The organism is Pseudomonas sp. MHK4 (genome assembly GCF_054600775.1).
Genome location: NZ_BAAIAK010000002.1, coordinates 713,523 through 730,696, shown reverse-complemented (window position 1 = coordinate 730,696; position 17,174 = coordinate 713,523). Strand labels below are relative to the sequence as shown.

At 50.2% G+C, this 17,174-nt stretch carries 15 protein-coding genes and 1 pseudogene; 7 read left to right on the top strand and 9 right to left on the bottom strand.

All coding sequences use genetic code 11. From position 1 onward, the window contains the following. From ACYP2Q_RS08345 to ACYP2Q_RS08330, 4 genes are all read right to left on the bottom strand, one after another. A complete protein-coding gene (locus tag ACYP2Q_RS08345; RefSeq protein WP_459730039.1) occupies positions 1-978 on the bottom strand; it encodes an ABC transporter permease in 978 nt (325 codons plus the stop codon). Then, complete coding sequence (locus ACYP2Q_RS08340; RefSeq protein WP_459730038.1) at positions 975-2,528, bottom strand: sugar ABC transporter ATP-binding protein; 1,554 nt, start codon at positions 2,526-2,528, stop codon at positions 975-977. Before ACYP2Q_RS08340 ends, ACYP2Q_RS08345 begins: the two co-directional genes overlap by 4 nt. Positions 2,529-2,582: 54 nt before the next feature. Then, positions 2,583-3,539 (bottom strand): substrate-binding domain-containing protein, encoded by a 957-nt coding sequence (locus ACYP2Q_RS08335; RefSeq protein WP_459730037.1) that lies wholly within the window; start codon positions 3,537-3,539, stop codon positions 2,583-2,585. A 153-nt stretch (positions 3,540-3,692) separates the two neighbouring features. Further along, positions 3,693-4,124, bottom strand: coding sequence for a hypothetical protein (locus ACYP2Q_RS08330; RefSeq protein ID WP_459730036.1), 432 nt, complete (start codon positions 4,122-4,124; stop codon positions 3,693-3,695). Positions 4,125-4,446: 322 nt separating this feature from the next. On the opposite strand from ACYP2Q_RS08330, the gene ACYP2Q_RS08325 reads away from it, so the two are divergent. From ACYP2Q_RS08325 to ACYP2Q_RS08315, 3 genes and pseudogenes are all read left to right on the top strand, one after another. Beyond that, positions 4,447-5,535 carry an asparaginase gene (locus ACYP2Q_RS08325; RefSeq protein WP_459730035.1) on the top strand — a complete coding sequence of 363 codons (1,089 nt, stop codon included), beginning with the start codon at positions 4,447-4,449 and terminating at the stop codon, positions 5,533-5,535. 124 nt (positions 5,536-5,659) lie between these two features. Continuing rightward, positions 5,660-5,950, top strand: a complete 291-nt coding sequence (locus ACYP2Q_RS08320; RefSeq protein WP_459730034.1) for a DUF1654 domain-containing protein — start codon at positions 5,660-5,662, stop codon at positions 5,948-5,950. A 4-nt stretch (positions 5,951-5,954) separates the two neighbouring features. Further along, positions 5,955-6,323: pseudogene (locus ACYP2Q_RS08315) on the top strand (endonuclease); the annotation flags it as partial. Between the two features lie 418 nt (positions 6,324-6,741). On the opposite strand, the gene ACYP2Q_RS08310 reads toward ACYP2Q_RS08315, so the two are convergent. The 5 genes from ACYP2Q_RS08310 to ACYP2Q_RS08290 form a co-directional block, all read right to left on the bottom strand. Further along, positions 6,742-7,320 carry a hypothetical protein gene (locus tag ACYP2Q_RS08310; protein WP_459730033.1) on the bottom strand — a complete coding sequence of 193 codons (579 nt, stop codon included), beginning with the start codon at positions 7,318-7,320 and terminating at the stop codon, positions 6,742-6,744. Continuing rightward, positions 7,317-9,260 carry a hypothetical protein gene (locus ACYP2Q_RS08305; protein WP_459730032.1) on the bottom strand — a complete coding sequence of 648 codons (1,944 nt, stop codon included), beginning with the start codon at positions 9,258-9,260 and terminating at the stop codon, positions 7,317-7,319. Before ACYP2Q_RS08305 ends, ACYP2Q_RS08310 begins: the two co-directional genes overlap by 4 nt. A 12-nt stretch (positions 9,261-9,272) precedes the next feature. After that, on the bottom strand, positions 9,273-11,432 hold the full coding sequence (locus ACYP2Q_RS08300) for a hypothetical protein (RefSeq protein ID WP_459730031.1): 2,160 nt from the start codon (positions 11,430-11,432) through the stop codon (positions 9,273-9,275). Further along, entirely contained in the window at positions 11,419-12,546 is a 1,128-nt protein-coding gene (locus ACYP2Q_RS08295; protein WP_459730030.1) for a tyrosine-type recombinase/integrase, read from the bottom strand. Before ACYP2Q_RS08295 ends, ACYP2Q_RS08300 begins: the two co-directional genes overlap by 14 nt. A 120-nt stretch (positions 12,547-12,666) precedes the next feature. After that, the gene (locus tag ACYP2Q_RS08290) at positions 12,667-13,080 is read right to left on the bottom strand and encodes a hypothetical protein (protein ID WP_459730029.1); all 414 of its coding nucleotides are present in this window, start codon (positions 13,078-13,080) and stop codon (positions 12,667-12,669) included. A gap of 1,222 nt (positions 13,081-14,302) precedes the next feature. Between ACYP2Q_RS08290 and ACYP2Q_RS08285 the strand changes: the two genes are divergently transcribed. The 4 genes from ACYP2Q_RS08285 (at position 14,303) to ACYP2Q_RS08270 (ending at position 17,091) form a co-directional block, all read left to right on the top strand. Further along, on the top strand, positions 14,303-15,478 hold the full coding sequence (locus tag ACYP2Q_RS08285) for a tyrosine-type recombinase/integrase (RefSeq protein ID WP_459730028.1): 1,176 nt from the start codon (positions 14,303-14,305) through the stop codon (positions 15,476-15,478). 94 nt (positions 15,479-15,572) lie between these two features. After that, positions 15,573-16,175 carry a hypothetical protein gene (locus ACYP2Q_RS08280; RefSeq protein WP_459730027.1) on the top strand — a complete coding sequence of 201 codons (603 nt, stop codon included), beginning with the start codon at positions 15,573-15,575 and terminating at the stop codon, positions 16,173-16,175. Positions 16,176-16,229: 54 nt separating this feature from the next. Further along, positions 16,230-16,424 (top strand): hypothetical protein, encoded by a 195-nt coding sequence (locus ACYP2Q_RS08275; RefSeq protein WP_459730026.1) that lies wholly within the window; start codon positions 16,230-16,232, stop codon positions 16,422-16,424. A 196-nt stretch (positions 16,425-16,620) separates the two neighbouring features. Beyond that, entirely contained in the window at positions 16,621-17,091 is a 471-nt protein-coding gene (locus ACYP2Q_RS08270; protein WP_459730025.1) for a hypothetical protein, read from the top strand. Positions 17,092-17,174: the final 83 nt, after the last annotated feature.

The window sequence follows — 17,174 nt, the reverse complement described above, 5'->3', positions numbered from 1 at the left end:
TCAGGTCCGCCGGCTTGCGCGCTGACTGCGATAAGTATCGAGCACCACCGCCACCACGATCACCGCGCCGGTGATGATGCGTTTGGTCGGCTCGGTGGCGCCGATCTGCGCCAGACCGGCCGCCAGCACGGAAATGATCAGCACGCCAAAGAAGGTGCTGATAACCGAACCGCGTCCGCCCATCAGGCTGGTGCCGCCGATCACCACGGCAGCGATCACTTGCAACTCCAGCCCGGAGCCGGCATTGGGGTCGGCCGCTTCCAGGCGCGAAATCTGGAACAGCGCGGCAATCCCGGCCAGCAGCCCCATCAGGCTGAACACCAGGATCTTGTAGGGTTTCGGATTGATCCCCGCCAGGCGCACGGCTTCCTCGTTGGTGCCGATGCCGATCAGGTAGCGGCCGAACACGGTACGGGTCAACACGGCCTGGGCGATGAAAATGATCAACAAGGCAATGATGAACGATGGCGAAATCCCGAAGGCGATCGGATTGGACAGCCAGGCGAAGGCATCGCCGATGTAGGCCGTGCGCGAACCGGTCATCTGGTACGCCAGGCCGCGGGCCATCTCCAAGACACCCAGTGACACGATGAACGACGGAATCCGCCAGGCCACGGTGATCGAGCCCGTAACGGTCCCCGCCAGCGCGGCCGCCGCCATGCCGAGCAATGCCGCGGGCAACACGCTCCAGCCCCAGCCGAGAATCGCCACGCTGACCGTCGACGCGGCGAGCGCCAGCACCGACCCCACCGACAGGTCGATGCCGCCAATGATCAGCACGAAGGTCATGCCGACCGCCAGGACCATCAAGTCTGGAATCTGGTTGGCCAGGGTGCTGAAGGTGCTGTACGAGAGGAAATGGCTACTCAGGATCGAGAACAGCACGACCATCGCCAACAAGGCACCGGCCAGCCCCAGGTAAGTGCCCAGCCCGTAGAAATTGCCGCGGCGTTGGCCGGCCGAAGATGCGCTTTTCATTGAAGATCCCTAGGCGCTGCTCCGAAGAGCTGCGCATCACGTTTTTGATAGCCGGCGAACGCGGCGGCAAGCAAATCATCCTGGGTCCAGCTGTCGCGCTCGAAGGTGTCGATCAGGCGCCCCGCCGAGAGCACGCCGATTCGGTCGCAAATCAACATCAATTCGCGCAGGTCACTGGACACCACCACCAACGCCTTGCCCTGGCGAGTCAGCTCGCCGAGCAGCGCGTAGATGTCGAACTTGGCGCCGACATCGATGCCCCGGGTCGGCTCGTCGAACAGCAGCACCGAGCAATCACGCTCCAGCCAGCGACCGATCACCACTTTCTGCTGGTTGCCCCCGGACAATTCGGACACCAGCTGCGCCGGCCCGGAACTGCGGATGTGCATCGCGTCGATCTGACGCTGGGCCAGCCCCGCCTCATCGCCTGGGTTGACCAGGCCACCGCTGGAAATACCGGGCATGTTACCCAGCGCAATGTTCGCGCTGATCGATTGCGTCAGCAGCAGGCCTTCGCCCTTGCGGTCTTCGGTGATCAGGGCGATGCCATGCCCGACCGCGTCCACCGGAGAACGGATATTCACCACTTGTGCCGGTGAGCCCAGCGCCACCGTGCCGCTGTCCGCGATGTCCGCGCCGAAAATCAACCGCAGCAACTCGGTGCGCCCTGCCCCGATCAATCCGGAGATGCCGAAGATCTCCCCGGCCCGCACTTCGAAGGACACGTCACGCACCTTGTCGGCACGGGTCAGCCCCTTGACCGTCAACGCCGCAGCACCAATGTCGCGCGGCCCCATGTCGAGGTGTTCGCCCAGCTCGCGGCCAACCATCAGCGTGACCAGTTGCTCACTGTTGTAGTTAGCCATCGGCTCGACACACACCAGGTTGCCGTCCCGTAGGACCGCAATGCGCTGGGCCACCCGTGCCAGTTCCTCGAGGCGATGGGAGATATAGATGATCGACACGCCACGGGACTGCAGGCGCGTGATCTGCTCGAAGAGCATTTCGACTTCACGGGCGGTGAGCATCGCGGTCGGCTCATCGAGGATCAGCACGTGGCAATCGCCGATCAGGTTTCGCGCTATCTCGACCATCTGCTGATGGCCGATGCCCAGCTCGCCCACCAGCGTGTCCGGGTCGATGGCGTCGAGCCCGACCTGAGCCATGGCCTCGAGCGCTGCCTGGCGCAGTTGCTTGCGGTTGATCCAGCCGGCGGTGCTGGGCAGCTTGTGCAAAAACAGGTTCTCCGCCACCGACAGGGTCGGCAACAGGTTGAGCTCCTGCATGACCATGCGGATGCCCAGGTCTTCGGCCCGGGTGCGGCTGCCCGGGCGGTAGTCCTGCCCCTGAAACTGCATCTGGCCGGTGGTTGGCGTGACCAGCCCGCCGATGATCTTCGACAGCGTGCTTTTGCCAGCGCCGTTCTCACCAGTCAGTGCCAGCACCTCGCCGCGCATGAGCGTCAGGTCGATGCCGGCCAGGACCGGCTGGGCGTAGGTCTTGCCAATGCCGCTGACCGAGAGGACAGCGTGCGGGGCGCTAACGGACATAAAACTCTCCAGGCGCTCGCCGGGACGGGCGAGCGTCATTGTGCCGGCGGACAATTACTGGGTAACCAGCTCTACCGGAGTTTCGATCACGCCGTTGGTGCCGCTGTCGACTTTCTCGCCCTTGATGATCTTCAACGCCGTCTCGATACCGAACACCGCCTGCTTGGCGGCAAACTGATCGGCGGTGGCCAGGACGCGGCCATCCTTGAGCATCGGCTTGATCGCATTGATGTTGTCGTAACCGACCACCTCGACCTGGCCGGCCTTGCCCGCGGCACGCACGGCCGACACCACGCCAACCGCCATGCTGTCGTTGCCGGCCAGCAGCGCCTTGATGTTCGGGTATTCGCTGAGCATCGAGGAGGCAACCTGGTTGCCCTTGTTGATTTCCCAGTCGCCCGATTGCACGGACACGACCTTGATCTGCGCAGCCTCCATCGCATCCTTGAAGCCTGCCGTACGAGCCTGGGCGTTGGTGGTGGTGGACACCCCTTCGATGATGCCGACTTCATCACCGGCCTTGAGCTTCTTGGCCAGGTATTCACCCACCAGGCGTGCACCCTTGCGGTTGTCCGGGCCTACGAACGGTACGCTGATGTTCTTGCTCTTGACCACGGCGGGGTCGAGTTGGTTGTCGATGTTGATCACGGTGATGCCGGCGTCGACGGCTTTCTTGATCACTGGCACCATGGCCTTGGAATCCGCCGGCGCGATCACCAGCGCATCGACTTTGGAAACGATCATTTGTTCGACGATGCGGATCTGGTTGGTGGTGTCGGTTTCGTCCTTGATGCCATTGGAGATGAGCTCGAACTCGCCGGAGTGGTCTTTCTGGTAGGCCTTGGCGCCGTCTTCCATGGTCAGGAAGAATTCGTTGGCCAGGGACTTCATCACCAGCGCGACTTTAGGCTTTTCAGGCGTCTGGGCAAACGCCGAAGAAACAGGCAGCGCGGTGGTTGCGCCAGCCAGTATTGCGACAGCAAGAAGACGTCCAGCGAATGGCAGCTTCATGGTTTCACTCCGATCTTATGATTATTGTGAGCAACGTCGAGACGGCATCTGGAGGTGTCGCAAACGTTTGCGAACCTTGACTATGCGAATCTTGCCGGATTTTGTCAACCTACCCCGTGCGCTGGTTGCGCACGCACCGAACCCTAAGCCTGGTCACGCCGTAGTGCTGACAACACTGCCGGTATCGGTCAAGGCTTTCGCCAGGCTGGCGGCCACCTGCATCAACGCCGCCGACGTATCGGCAATCTGTACCTGCAGCGACATCACGGCTGCGGCCTTGGTCTCTTCAGACTGAAACGACGCGGCCTGGGCAGCCGCCAATTGTTGCTGTTGCTCGCGTAGCTGCTCTTGCAGTTCCTGCATGCGCTTGAGCAACATTTGCACGGCGACGCTCTGCTGGCTGCCGGCGCCTTCGGCTTTTTCACCGCCCTGCGTACCCTGCCCCAGGTTCACAGGCTTTTCACCCCCCACTGGCAAACCCGACTGCTGCGCCGAGGTCGCCTCGCTCAATGTGTCGACAGCAGCCGCGGGTTTCCCGCCGATATTGATCACCGCTGAATGGGGCAAACCGATCGTCAATGACATGCGAACTCCCTGAATATGATTCTTCATTAAACATCGACCTGCCGGCGGGTTTCTTTAACACCTATGTTTAAGTTGGGTTCGTAATCCTTTCGGAAAGCCGAATGAAAAATCCACGGACGGTCGGAAAGCCGGACATGACTGGGCGATCGCCGCTCAACGTTTCGTTTAAATATCTATATATATCAATGTGTTACGGATTTTTTTGATTCCAGTTGTAACTGGTACGCGTCGTGCTCTTCTCCAGTACCTCAACGGTTCAGATCCGCTTGGGGCGCATCTAGATGAACCTGCATCGGCACCGTCACCACTAGAGAGAAAAATAATGACATCTGCTTTGAAAAACCTTCTCCCGGGCACCTTGGCCCTCCTGCTGCTCCTGCCCGCCGCCCTTCAGGCAAAAGAAGTCGAAACCCAACAGAAACTGGCCAACGTCGTGGTCCTGGCCACCGGTGGCACCATCGCCGGTGCGGGCGCCAGCGCCGCCAACAGCGCCACCTATCAGGCGGCGAAAGTCGGCATCGAACAATTAATCGCCGCGGTTCCGCAGCTCGGCCAACTGGCCAATGTCCGCGGCGAACAGGTCATGCAGATCGCCTCCGAAAGCATCACCAACGACAACCTGCTACAGCTGGGCCGCCGCGTCGCCGAACTGGCGGACAGCAAGGACGTCGATGGCATCGTGATCACCCACGGCACCGACACCCTGGAAGAAACCGCCTATTTCCTCAACCTGGTGGAAAAAACCGACAAGCCGATCATTGTCGTGGGCTCCATGCGCCCGGGCACTGCCATGTCGGCGGACGGCATGTTGAACCTGTACAACGCCGTCGCCGTGGCCAGCAGCAAGGACGCGCGCGGCAAAGGCGTACTGGTGACCATGAACGATGAAATCCAGTCGGGTCGCGATGTCAGCAAAATGATCAACATCAAGACCGAGGCATTCAAAAGCGCCTGGGGCCCGCTCGGGATGGTGGTCGAAGGAAAATCATACTGGTTTCGTCTCCCGGCCAAGCGCCACACCATGGACTCGGAGTTCGACATCAAGACCATCGAGAGCCTGCCTGACGTCGAAATCGCCTATTCCTACGGCAACGTCAGCGACACTGCCTACAAGGCCCTGGCACAGTCGGGCGCCAAGGCCATCATCCATGCCGGCACCGGCAATGGCTCGGTCTCTTCCCGGGTGGTCCCCGCCTTGCAAGCCCTGCGCAAGGACGGGGTGCAGATCATCCGTTCTTCCCACGTCAATGCCGGTGGTTTTGTCCTGCGTAACGCCGAACAGCCGGACGACAAATACGACTGGGTAGTGGCGCATGACCTGAACCCGCAGAAAGCCCGGATCCTGGCGATGGTCGCGCTGACCAAGACCAATGACAGCAAAGAGCTGCAACGGATGTTCTGGGAATATTGATTCGCCCTCGCCCGACCGACTCCGGTCGGGCACCCCTTGCCTGACAAAAAAACTCTCATCCCCCTACACCAATCGGCAAAAACCACTGTCAGAGGATTCTCTTGAATTTTAAGCAGTTGCGAAAATGCCTACAGTTAAATACTGTATGCACGTACAGCTTAATAAGGATAATCCTGTGGACACCACCTCCGCCGCACCAGACGCCTATGTACGCATGGGCTTGCGCGTTCAGAAAATCATCAACGGCCCCACCGCACAGAAAGCCAGGGCCGCCCTGATCTTCCGCCTTCCAGACGAGCCCGTGGACGAGTGGGAACGCCTGCTCGAAGAAATCGACGAGAACGACAACGTCACCCTCGCCTATCGCGACGATGGCGGCGTGCAGATTTTCTGGGTAGTGCCGAAGGAAGACTGAGTCAATGAGTGTCCGTTGTTTTGCTTTGCTGTTCCTGTTGCTCGCCACGGGGGCCCAGGCCGATGCGCCTCGCACTTTCAGCGAAGCCAAGAAGGTCGCCTGGAAGCTGTATGCACCGCAATCCACCGAGTTCTATTGCGGCTGCAAATACACCGGCAACAAGGTGAACCTCGCGGCGTGCGGTTATGTGCCGCGCAAAAACGCCAAGCGCGCCGCCCGCATCGAGTGGGAACACATTGTTCCGGCCTGGCAGATCGGCCATCAGCGTCAATGCTGGCAGGCAGGTGGGCGCAAGAACTGCACACGATACGACCCGACCTACCAGAAGGCCGAGGCCGATCTGCACAACCTGGTGCCCAGCATCGGCGAGGTTTATCTAGGAGCGCCTCAAATCCTTGGGTTTGTTGACACCTTTCCCGAGCGCCCCTAATCGTCGTTACGCCTCGTTCAAGCAAAAAACAGTCTGAACAATTGTCAACAATTGTCGGAAAATTTTTCTTCAGCACCGTCTGGCGCGAACTCACCCTAGAGCTGATGTGTGGTCTTGCGACTTAAGGCCACATCAGTTGCAGATGTAGCCTGCCGACTTGGTTTTTAAAACTCAATTTTGATTCCTTTGGTACCGACGAACGAAGGCCTGAAGTGATTGAGTCGTTTGTTGTAGATTTAACACTAAATACGGCAGTGGATTTATTGAACCGGGGCCTTTAGGCTGCAGTTATAATACTGCAAACTAAATTAAAACACAGAACAACGCAAAAACTGACAGCAATAATAAAACTTAAAAATAACTAATTTTTTTGCATCTTATTAAGTGCAATTATCATATCTCGCAACTGTCCATTTAAAGATTTATTCCTTTCCCTCAAATCCTTGTTTTCAATAGAGAGCGTTTCATTCAGCAAAATAAGTTCTGATTTTGACACAGCAAGATTCTTTTCGATCGCAGAAGTGAATGCTTCAGCGAGTCGTAAATTTTCCAAGATATGGAACTCGGAGTTAAGCAAGGCTAGCTGCTTTACCAATTCTGGTTTTGTTAATTTTCTGCCGCTCCCGCCTCGCGTAGCACACTTACTAATCCAATACTGATCAAGCTCTATATTTTTCTGAGCTATAAATTTTATCAGATCCGGTTGACGTCGAGAACTGAGCAAACTTGGATCAACCGAACAATCTTTGGCCAAACGTCGAAGAACGATTCGACGTTCTTTTATCGAAAGATGAGCACTCAATTCCATTTTCGATTTAATTATATCAAAATAATAAATGCATTGGACATACAATTTCTTGCACGAAGCTGACTTGACCCAAGATGGCATCTCTTCCACCTCAGCCGGCTTCTTATAGTTATCCAGGCTAAAATCCATCATTTTGTTAACCTGCGTTGTATAATTTTTACAACATCAGCACTCATCTCCTTGATTGTGTCAAGAGGATGTGTGTCAACAATATTTTGATGCGCTATCGCTATCCGCTCCAAAGTTTTGCACTGAAGGTCATTGTTCATATTGTGCACACAACCACAGCAAAGTTCTGGACAGCTGTTCACATCAACTTTGGGTAGCCCAGTTGAAGAATCAACACATTTTGCCTTGTATTCTTCGCCTTTGCGAAGCGCGCAATAGCCCCACTCAAATGCTATGAACCTTACATACAAATCAGCATGCTTTGCTATAAATCCTCCCAACTCACTGAATGAATACACAGATACAGCCTTTAACTCCTTCTCTAACCGTTTAGCTGCCGGCCCATAGAATCTATCCTCCAGGCTACCTTTTGCCACTCGATGCATTACCTCTTTGAGATAGTCACGCTCAAGGCTCATCTTCACAGACTCACTCAGTTTGTTTCTTGTATAGCGCCTCATCTGATAAGATCCTTTTACATGGCGATAATGTTCTCGCAGCTTGGGTAAAATACTTCCATCAAATCGACGAAGAGCGAATTCGGCAAAGGTATGCCGAGCTTGGTGCGGGCTCACAGTACGATGATGTATAACTATATCGGGAAATTTAGGAATGATTTGTTTTAAATAGAACCGCTTAAACCAATAACTGAGGGTATTCTTCGCATATCTACAAGAAACCAGCCACGTTTCGGGCGTCCAGCCTCCCCATTTCAATGTGGCGTTGAAAGCATTTCCTCGAAATCCGCAATGGAAAATAGGGACATCGTATTTTTTTATGTCTACAGCACAAAGATTTTTCATAACAGTCGCAGCTTTGGCAGCCATGCCATGGAGTGAACGAGGAAGCATCACCCCTTTTTCAGTCTTTGTGTTAACAGTTTTGAACCACCACGAACCATCATTATCCTGATAAAAATCGCTTATATCCATTTTTTGAATCTCATTAATTCTGAAAGCGCTCAACAATAGAATTATCGTAAGTCCGGCCTTCATAACCAGTTCACAGAAATCACCTAATTCAGTTAGATTTTTCCACGGAAGGGAGTGAAATTGCTTTAGACATCTTTCATCTACAAGCTCTCCAAAGCTAATAAGAGATGTATATGTCTCAGGCTTAATTACTCGCTCAATAGATCCATTTTTTTGCCACTCGCGATAAGCCATTAGTCGATCAAACCCCTTACTACCATCAAACCAAAGCACCGGTGCACATGGAGTTTTACGCCAAGATTCAAAGAACACCTGAGCCAATTTAGCATCTTCCGACTCAATGATTGAAATCGCTTCACTCAGGATAATTGATGCACATGTAAGAGGGATTGAGCCGTAGGTTCCGCCCTCTAACCATTCCTCGTACTCTAAATTTAATCCTTCAAGCAGAGGCCTCATCACATCTTTTTTGAATTTTTTATTGATTACAAATTGGAACCCGTCAAAAATCATTCCTTTATTATAAAGTGTTCTTGACCGTCCAAGAAGGACGCATATAGTGCCGAGCACACTCCTGCTCATGACTTTATCTTTGCCGTCGATGGAAAGCATTAGCGTTCTAATCATTACCTGAGTTTCTGCTAAGCTTAATGAGCTAAGCGTGCGATCGGCATGGTTTCTATGCCAGTACTCACATATTCTTTGAATCAATGACACCTCTGTTTTGGCGGCAGAAATACTAGACGGAACAATTCGATTACTTTCATCAGCATACCCCCTTGACACCTTCCCCTTCAAAAACAATAACTGACCATAAACAATTTTATCCTTTGAACAGTCCCACACGAAAGAAACATTAATTATTAGATTTGTACTGACATCCACTAGCCGGAAGTGCGAATCACCGATCGAGTTTGAGGTTGTAGTTTCTTCACCCGCAGACTCTCGCCAAGTTTTAATAATCGTTGACATACGAACCTCAATTTACCGGATAATTGGCGCGGGAAAGTTTCTTGTCCGCATCAGTTCTTGCGCCCCGCTCACTGTCTTTCTATCGAATCGCGCCAGTACGGCATCAGCATAAGCTATTTGCATTATCAGGGCGCTCTCCCGAAGCTCTTCAATACTTGAAAGGCTCTCCAGTTGATTACTACATTCTTCTCGATATGATATAAGCAGCGCAGCTGTGACAGGGCTAATGATGATTATAGTATCTTCACCACGCTCTAGTTGACCAAAGGGAGTTATACCCCAGCCTTGTTTCTGATGAGCTAGTAATAGAGCATCAAACTCCTGAAAATCATTCAAAGTTGGCGTATCAGCTTTCCATCCTAGAGACTCTTTGACCTGATCCACTGTCAGGTATATATTTTGCTTGCATAGATCATTTATTTTTCTTGCGTCAGCAACCATTAACTCACCCACAAGCGAGGCAAATCCTGCTCTTTTTTCTAATCTATACTTAGTGGTACTAGCATGAATGTAATAACGTTCTTTTACACCAAAAGAGTGAGCTGTTGCTGTTGCCCCTACAACCTCTTCCGAGTAACGCCCGAAAGTCTCTTCACTCTTATCAGCACCGGATTTATTATGATGCACTGGATCTTCATCCAAAATAGCTCGAGAGTGAGCTATAATATTCACAGTGATTGATTGTCGTTTTTTTCCGCAAACAAATTCTTCTCCTTTCTCTGCCGCCACTCTTTTTTGGCGCAGCTCATCGTTATGAATAGAAACCTGCTCAAGTATTTTCGCAAACGGCGCAATCTCACTGCTGATTCCCTGCATCTGACTGTAGAGTAACGTGTGTGGAAGCGAGGCTAGAATCAATGGGCGAAAGAAACTACTTTCTAAAACTTGCAGAGACCCTGGTTCTGCCACATCAAAAAGTTTATCTTCAGTCTGAGGAAAAAGCTTTAGAAAGCCGGCGCGAACATTCACATAAGTCGTGTATGCGTGATACCTCAACGACCCCCTAGGATGCAGCGGACTTTGTTGTGGATATTCAGAAGATCGACGTTTGGTATATTCAATTGAGACGGAACTTGACGATATTTTTATATCAGACAGCAATAAGTCATTTATACCAGACTGCTGAATTCGATCTGACCCCAGCAGCCAGGCAAAGCAGATCTCCTCGGCAGGCGTGTGCTTGATCAGAAACAGATAATCCAGATTGACGAAAAGTAGCGGCCCTGGCCACGTTGGGTTTGAAAATTCAAGCCCACCACCAACGGTCAAGCCAGATTTAATATAGGTATCCGCTTGCGCTCTAGAAATTTTTTCCCCGCCATCACGTAGCGCACGAATAAAATCTACACGATTTGATAACAAAAACTCTTTAAGAGCACAGTCTTCACTTGACAATACTGCTGCCGCCATGTGCTTATAATCACGTTTATAATGCCCCCCACTTGCTGTCCATCTCAACCCACTAATATCCCCCTTACATTCACGTAAAAGCTTTTGTAGTTGTTCTTCCACCTGAGTGTTTCGGCGGAGCGCATCACGAAAATCATTCATTATTTGCAAATAGGCATTACAAAACCTCATGCATGATCTGACCAAAAGCTTCTCATCACTTATAATGCCAGTTGTGACTTGGCTTAGACTTGGATGGGATTTAGCGCGAGTATTTGGAACCGATGGGATGAACGAAAATATCTTGACCAGCTCTTCTTGTTGTCGACAACCATCTTCATCTACATACATAAATTGTAATGCCCAAACGACTACTTGTCGGAGCTGGGCTATATATTGACATATTGACCCTGCCGAAAGCTTCTTCAGCTTAAGATACGAGTGATAACGCTCCACGACATCTGATGGCAGTGAGCGTTCGTCTCGGAATTCTTCCTGGATCCACAGGAACACGTTGCTCACAAATCTGAATTTAACATAATTAGCATCAAAGTTATTTGATTGTGTTTGCGTTATATAGTTAAGAAGCACAATGCAGAATGTGCATTCTCGAAACAACTCTGGCGCTTCTATACAATGTTCAGTAACCTTTCCACCATACGAACTTCGCGCAAAAACTCGCGCGGAATACTGTGTATTAGAAATAGGCGGCTTTACACATTCATACGAGCCACCATCAACCAGAGAAAATCTCTTTGTTTTATCAGCGCTAGGTATCTTCATCCTCCAATGCCCTCCGGACTTTTTCCCGACGATAAATCAACCCATCAAATACAATATATTCTTTCGTTGTATCTTCATCTTCGTGCCCCATTTGCTCCGGCACATATTCCCAAGGATCAAATCCGTTCTTATAACAAAAGTCTACTAGGTTTGTAGCATAGGTATGACGAAGGCAGTGAAAGGTTAAATCATTAAAAGCACTAGTACTTACATAGTAGTGATTACGTGTATTTGCTCCCAGGCTTTCAAGTAGGGACGGCATTCGATGCTGAACACATCGCTTGGCCGATCTGAATACATCTGTAGCGAATGACTCCCTTAGCGCATCACCATGAGTGGAGCAAATAAGCGGGCCGTCTTTGATATTTTTCCTTCGCCCATCCATGAAATATTTAATTTTTTTTGTCAATGAAGGTGAAAAATCCACACTCCTTAATTTATTTCTTTTCCCGAAAATCTTAACTTTTATGGTATTCTCACCAACTTTCTCAGCTTCTGAAATCAGTAAGCTTAAATCCGAGGTAATAAGATTACGATTATCAGTCACTTCACTTGTTCTCAACCCCGCACGAAATCCCAACTCCAAGGCCAACTCGTTTCGCTCTCTTATTAAATCAGAGCGCGCTACAACACCACTGAGTACTTCCTCGAAAAGAACACGATCGAGATACTGATTTTTTAAATTAAAGTTAATTTTTCTTGTTTCACTTCGGTACTGTTTAGATTCATCACGCTTATAGTAAAATGTAAAACTCTTTGGAGCACCCAAAAACCCGGAAACCCATCCAAACATATAAAACCCTTTAATACTTGATATGTGACGCGCAATAGAGTTATCCTTGAGCTCTTTCTCCCTTATCAAGTGAAAATGTATATAACTAGACATTTCTCCATCCGTAACATCACGCCAATCCATACTCATTCTCAAAAAGTAATCAAATAAAGACTTCAGATCCTCAGCAATCGCTCTAAGAGAATGTTCTAATATTCCTCGCTGCGCTTCAGATAAAAGAAATAAACTAGGTGCAGGAACAATGGAGACAGTACGTAATCCGTAGTCCATCAGCAATGCATAGGTGCTTAACTCCGTCCCAGACCATATAATATTTTGCACCCATCGAATTTCCATAGAGATCACTGACCGAATTAAATAATCCCCCAGGTAGCACCAACTCAACCACTCTAATTTTAAGTTTTTTTATTTTCGAGCGCTTCGTATAAAACGTAAACCCCCCTAAGTTTGCAATCGACGAAAAACCCGCATTGCCAAAACCTTACTTTCGTCCAGATACAATGACCACTCACTAACCATCCGTGATATGGCAAATGTGGGCAAAGGGTTTGAAGAATTGTTCGGATCAGCGAAAAGCAAATCTCCCGGCTTAAATTTTGATAACCACTCGGCGCTCAACTTACGAACTGGTACAGGATAAGCATGAGAGTCGTTCGTCTTCTTGAAATATACAAACAAGTAACTATCAGACATTTCCACTGCTTTGCATCCGCAGAATTCAGTAAGGCTGATTCCTGAACAGAGCAAGTCGAAAACCACCAGTTCTTTTAGTTTTTTTGAACCCAACAAATCATCATGGATTTTCCTTAGATCTTCTCCGACTAGAGGCAATGGCGCTAATTTATGCAAGCTCATCGATGCACCTCCCAGGAATCTCCTTGAAAGCTAGATCGCAACTGCGCTAGGTGTCAAATTTTTTTTAAAAAAAAACTTATGAAAACCGATAAAAATCAATTATTTACCATATATTGCCATCCTCAACTAACAAACAAGTAAACACTGCAAACATCCGTAAAATAACCATTTTCTCGCGCAGGAGTTGATGCACCAAATCTGCAAAAAATGGCTGGGGTTACGACTTTTTTATCAAAAAAATAAATTTATCCTTAAGCTCATCCAACGTAGAACAGGGAGCTATTCGTCCAGAATTTGGACACGCTGAGCTCTTGTTCCATGCACTCAAAAAACCCTTGTCCAGGGCTTATGTGGGCTACCAGCTCTCGCAACGTGCTAACCAATTGCACCAGCTCTTGGACTGGAGCTACAGGTAACTGAGACTGCCTCCTTGGCGAAGAGCTCCGAACATTTGCTACGCGGTATCCAAACGCGGCCTGGGCGTCATGGGGTGACTACGATGCTCGGCAGCTTGAACGCGATGCTGGGTTTGCTGCGTGCCCTTCTCTGCTCGAAGGCTTGCCACATTTCAATGCTAGGAAATGGTATGCCGGCCTATACGACAATCGACCGAAAGGACTTATGCAAACGGTGGAGTCGCTGGGTTTGGATTGGCAGGGTACCTACCATCGGGGGATAAATGCTCGGCTGACGGCATGAGCCGGGCCAGGCGCCCGAGAAAGCGATGTCCTATTTGGGCTGCTGTTTTAGCACCGCTGATCGATCGGCGGGGATGTGTCGAACAGCGTCTCTGCCCTGTGGGCTTGAATCCTCACATCGGCATACTCCACTAGTTTTCTAACGCGAACTGTAACGTAACTTTCTGGTTCAACTTAAGTGGCGTTACAGAGCAAAAAGTACGTTACAGGCAGCTGAGATCGCGTGGTTCACGGCGCCTAGAACGTCATTTGCCCGGCAGGCACTCGATGCCGGAAACCCTCACTTCAGAAGTCTTCGCCATCAGCACATACCTGCGTCCCTGGCCCGAGACCTCCGCTCACACTCACCCCTTGTGCTTCCTCCCCAGTAATCGGCGACCGCGGCCTTCAAGCCTTAATCAAAAATCAATGGGTATACTCTTAATATACTGATTACAAAAGAAAAATTACCACTGGTCGCTTCATCTTGACCGACGTCCTCCTGTCGACTTCAGTAATCCTTACCCCTCAGGAGAGAAGCCGCCATGTTCTTTTCACACCTGCTTCACCTCGAAAGCCCTCCCGTAGCGCTCGATGGTCTCCACTATGCTGTCTTCAGCTGCCTACAGTGGAAAACCCCCAATCTTGAACTGATGACCCAGGCATCCAAGCAGCGCTTCGCAATCTTGTACAACCAGCCTCTAGAGAACAGCTTCGTCATTGAGACACTGGAGCAAGCACACATCCAAGGTGCCATGTCCGGGGTAAAGGTGGTCGCAGTTCACAAAAATTTGCTCTATCTCTTTTTGAGCAGAGAGGTGGCCAGCATCACCTTCCCTGCTATTGAGACCTTGTGGACTCCGATCACCGAGCTGGATCTCAATCAGGGATTGAAAGTAGATTTCGCGTGTGAGAACGAAGTCTATTCTTGCCGCTCCGATTACGCATTTTGGCCAGCGGTCAAAGAAATCCTTGCGTCCAATGAATTGGGAGTTGAGCAGTATGTGACGCCTATACTCGGTCGCTCCCAAGATATCGTTGACGATGCGATCGAGCTCCGATTTGCCGCTGGGGACATAGGGCTGTGCGCCTCAGCAACCCCGGCGATGCAGCTTGAACACGCTTCCTCTTTAGAGTGTCTTAAGTGCTCGAATGCGTGGAGGCAAACTTCGAGTCTCGAGGATTTTCCTCCAGAGCTAGAGCCTTTAAATCAGAGCGAGCTTGAGGCCATTGGTCAAGCCGTTAAGCGCAGGGGCAACCTCCGTGATGCGTGCCTGTATGCATTGTTGTGTGTTGAAGGGCTCCGTGTAAATGAAATCAGAGAGATGAAGGCGAGTGATTTGTCCAAGAATGCATGCATGACCGTGCAGTTAGCCAAGAAGTTTTGGAAAACAAGGACGCAAGCGCTGTCTGCCGATGCTTACGCCTTGATCAACCATTATGTTGAAGCAAGCGGCCTCTCTGGTAATGACTTTCTATTTCCCTCAGCTGGAGACTATAAACAGCCGATTAGCCCTGCTGTCATGAAGAAAGTGTTTAAGTCGTGGCTCATTGAAGCAAATATTGCCCCTCGACATCTCTCTTTACACAGCATCGGGCGGGCCTTGAGGCTGGAGCGTTCGGAGGCTGTAATGCAAAGCATTGTTCGCAAACTTGGACACTCCCAGCAACTGATGACTGAGTGTTACCTCTCCCCGCGCGTTAGGAAGCCAGACGCTTAATATTCCAGCCGGACTGTCACGAGTTGTGTCGGTGCAAAGCCTCTTACGCAGAGACGATCATCACAGTCCCTTCGCCAAAAACGGTGCCCATCCCATGATCTATTCCCGCTGGCTTTATACCGAACATGAGCAACCCCACAATGATGATGGTGAGGGGGCGTATACAATTTTCTCTACGCAGCAATTATGGGGCGCTAACTGCATACCACTTGATTCTGTATGCATTCAAAGATTTGCTGTGCTGTGGGAAGGTAGCCCCGACACAAGGGTAATCGATTTGATTGAGCAGTCGATTGTCATAACCATCCTCTCCCCTGTGAAGCTGTTGAGTGCCTCCAAAGGGATGCTTGTCGTCGTGTATGACTCTATTTTAATCGGCGAGACGTATGAGCTGTTTCAGCTCACTTGGGAGAAGCTTGCTTCCGGTGTGATGTATGACGAATGGACTGTACTGTTTATCAAAGATACCGACGCAGGATTCGGCTTCGATGGCGGCAGGATATTTAGACAATTCGCTCGTGAAATTCTGGATAACAACGAGCTCGGAATCACAGACTTCACGCCTGATATGTTCTTGTTTAAGGATGACTGGACACCTGAAAATGTCTTTGGGGCAGACTTTCGAGAGAAAGCGGAGGCAAAGGCGAAAGAGTTGCGAGAAGACCCAGATTTTTTTGACGATGACATAATTTTTTGAGACCAGTCGACTATCGCTTCCAGACCAAAAAAATCATGTGTAAAGGAAATGATCGTGATTTTGTCTTCCGACTCAGCAACCTTGTTTGAAAGGTACATTGAGGCAGCGAACCTTTCAGCAGGTGACTATCTGTTTCCGTCCGCAGGCAACGCCAAGCGCCCGATGAGCACGGAGGAGTTGAACCGGATTGTCCAGCCTTACCTACTTGAAGCCCTGACTGCCCGTACAAAAACATTCCAATTCACCTGATCCGGCGGTCTGTAGCTTTCAATATCCTGAAAGTCATGAAACCGCAGTCCCTGGCGAATTTTATGGGACACAGTTCAACTCAATTAATCAGTTGCCACTTGCCAAGTTTCAAAAAATTAAATGAGTAAAGTGTTATCGGATAGACCAGGCTTTGTGAATGCAAGGCTTAGTCACTTCGCCAAACAGGTGACCTACCATGACCTATTCTCATCTACTTCACATCGAACATGAGCAATATCACATTGACGATCATGGTGGAGCATACACAGTATTTAGTACTAAATTTCCCTACGATAACGATGTAGAGCCTACCGGTCTACTTGTTCAAAATTTCGCTGTGCTATGGGACAGAACTTTCAACCCTAGCGTCATAAAATTCATCGAACATGCTATTATGGCAAGCGTGTTTTCACCCATAAAAATTATACATTTATCTAAAGGCATCCTCTCTATAGTTCACTGCTGGGATACAGAGGACACGGATATCAACAAAGCTACGCACGCATGGATCAGAATCGCCAAGAGAGTCTCTCATAATGATTGGATGATAGATACATACGATGAAACTGAGGTTGGTAGTGGCGATGAACGAAGCGAAGCCATTGGGAGCTATGCATATATTATTATGGACTGCCATAACTTAGGCATTAAACAAGGTAGGATCTGATGCCTTGGTCGATATTCCTCGATCGATAACAGCACTTCACCTCCATCTGAAAAACCTAACCCTAGCCGGGCCAGCCGGCCCGA

Bases quoted from the DNA above. Each gene is read 5' to 3' on its own strand.
- ACYP2Q_RS08345 (WP_459730039.1), bottom strand. From the start codon at position 978: ATGAAAAGCGCATCTTCGGCCGGCCAACGCCGCGGCAATTTCTACGGG.
- ACYP2Q_RS08340 (WP_459730038.1), bottom strand. From the start codon at position 2,528: ATGTCCGTTAGCGCCCCGCACGCTGTCCTCTCGGTCAGCGGCATTGGC.
- ACYP2Q_RS08335 (WP_459730037.1), bottom strand. From the start codon at position 3,539: ATGAAGCTGCCATTCGCTGGACGTCTTCTTGCTGTCGCAATACTGGCT.
- ACYP2Q_RS08330 (WP_459730036.1), bottom strand. From the start codon at position 4,124: ATGTCATTGACGATCGGTTTGCCCCATTCAGCGGTGATCAATATCGGC.
- ACYP2Q_RS08325 (WP_459730035.1), top strand. From the start codon at position 4,447: ATGACATCTGCTTTGAAAAACCTTCTCCCGGGCACCTTGGCCCTCCTG.
- ACYP2Q_RS08320 (WP_459730034.1), top strand. From the start codon at position 5,660: ATGCCTACAGTTAAATACTGTATGCACGTACAGCTTAATAAGGATAAT.
- ACYP2Q_RS08310 (WP_459730033.1), bottom strand. From the start codon at position 7,320: ATGATGGATTTTAGCCTGGATAACTATAAGAAGCCGGCTGAGGTGGAA.
- ACYP2Q_RS08305 (WP_459730032.1), bottom strand. From the start codon at position 9,260: ATGTCAACGATTATTAAAACTTGGCGAGAGTCTGCGGGTGAAGAAACT.
- ACYP2Q_RS08300 (WP_459730031.1), bottom strand. From the start codon at position 11,432: ATGAAGATACCTAGCGCTGATAAAACAAAGAGATTTTCTCTGGTTGAT.
- ACYP2Q_RS08290 (WP_459730029.1), bottom strand. From the start codon at position 13,080: ATGAGCTTGCATAAATTAGCGCCATTGCCTCTAGTCGGAGAAGATCTA.
- ACYP2Q_RS08285 (WP_459730028.1), top strand. From the start codon at position 14,303: ATGTTCTTTTCACACCTGCTTCACCTCGAAAGCCCTCCCGTAGCGCTC.
- ACYP2Q_RS08280 (WP_459730027.1), top strand. From the start codon at position 15,573: ATGATCTATTCCCGCTGGCTTTATACCGAACATGAGCAACCCCACAAT.
- ACYP2Q_RS08270 (WP_459730025.1), top strand. From the start codon at position 16,621: ATGACCTATTCTCATCTACTTCACATCGAACATGAGCAATATCACATT.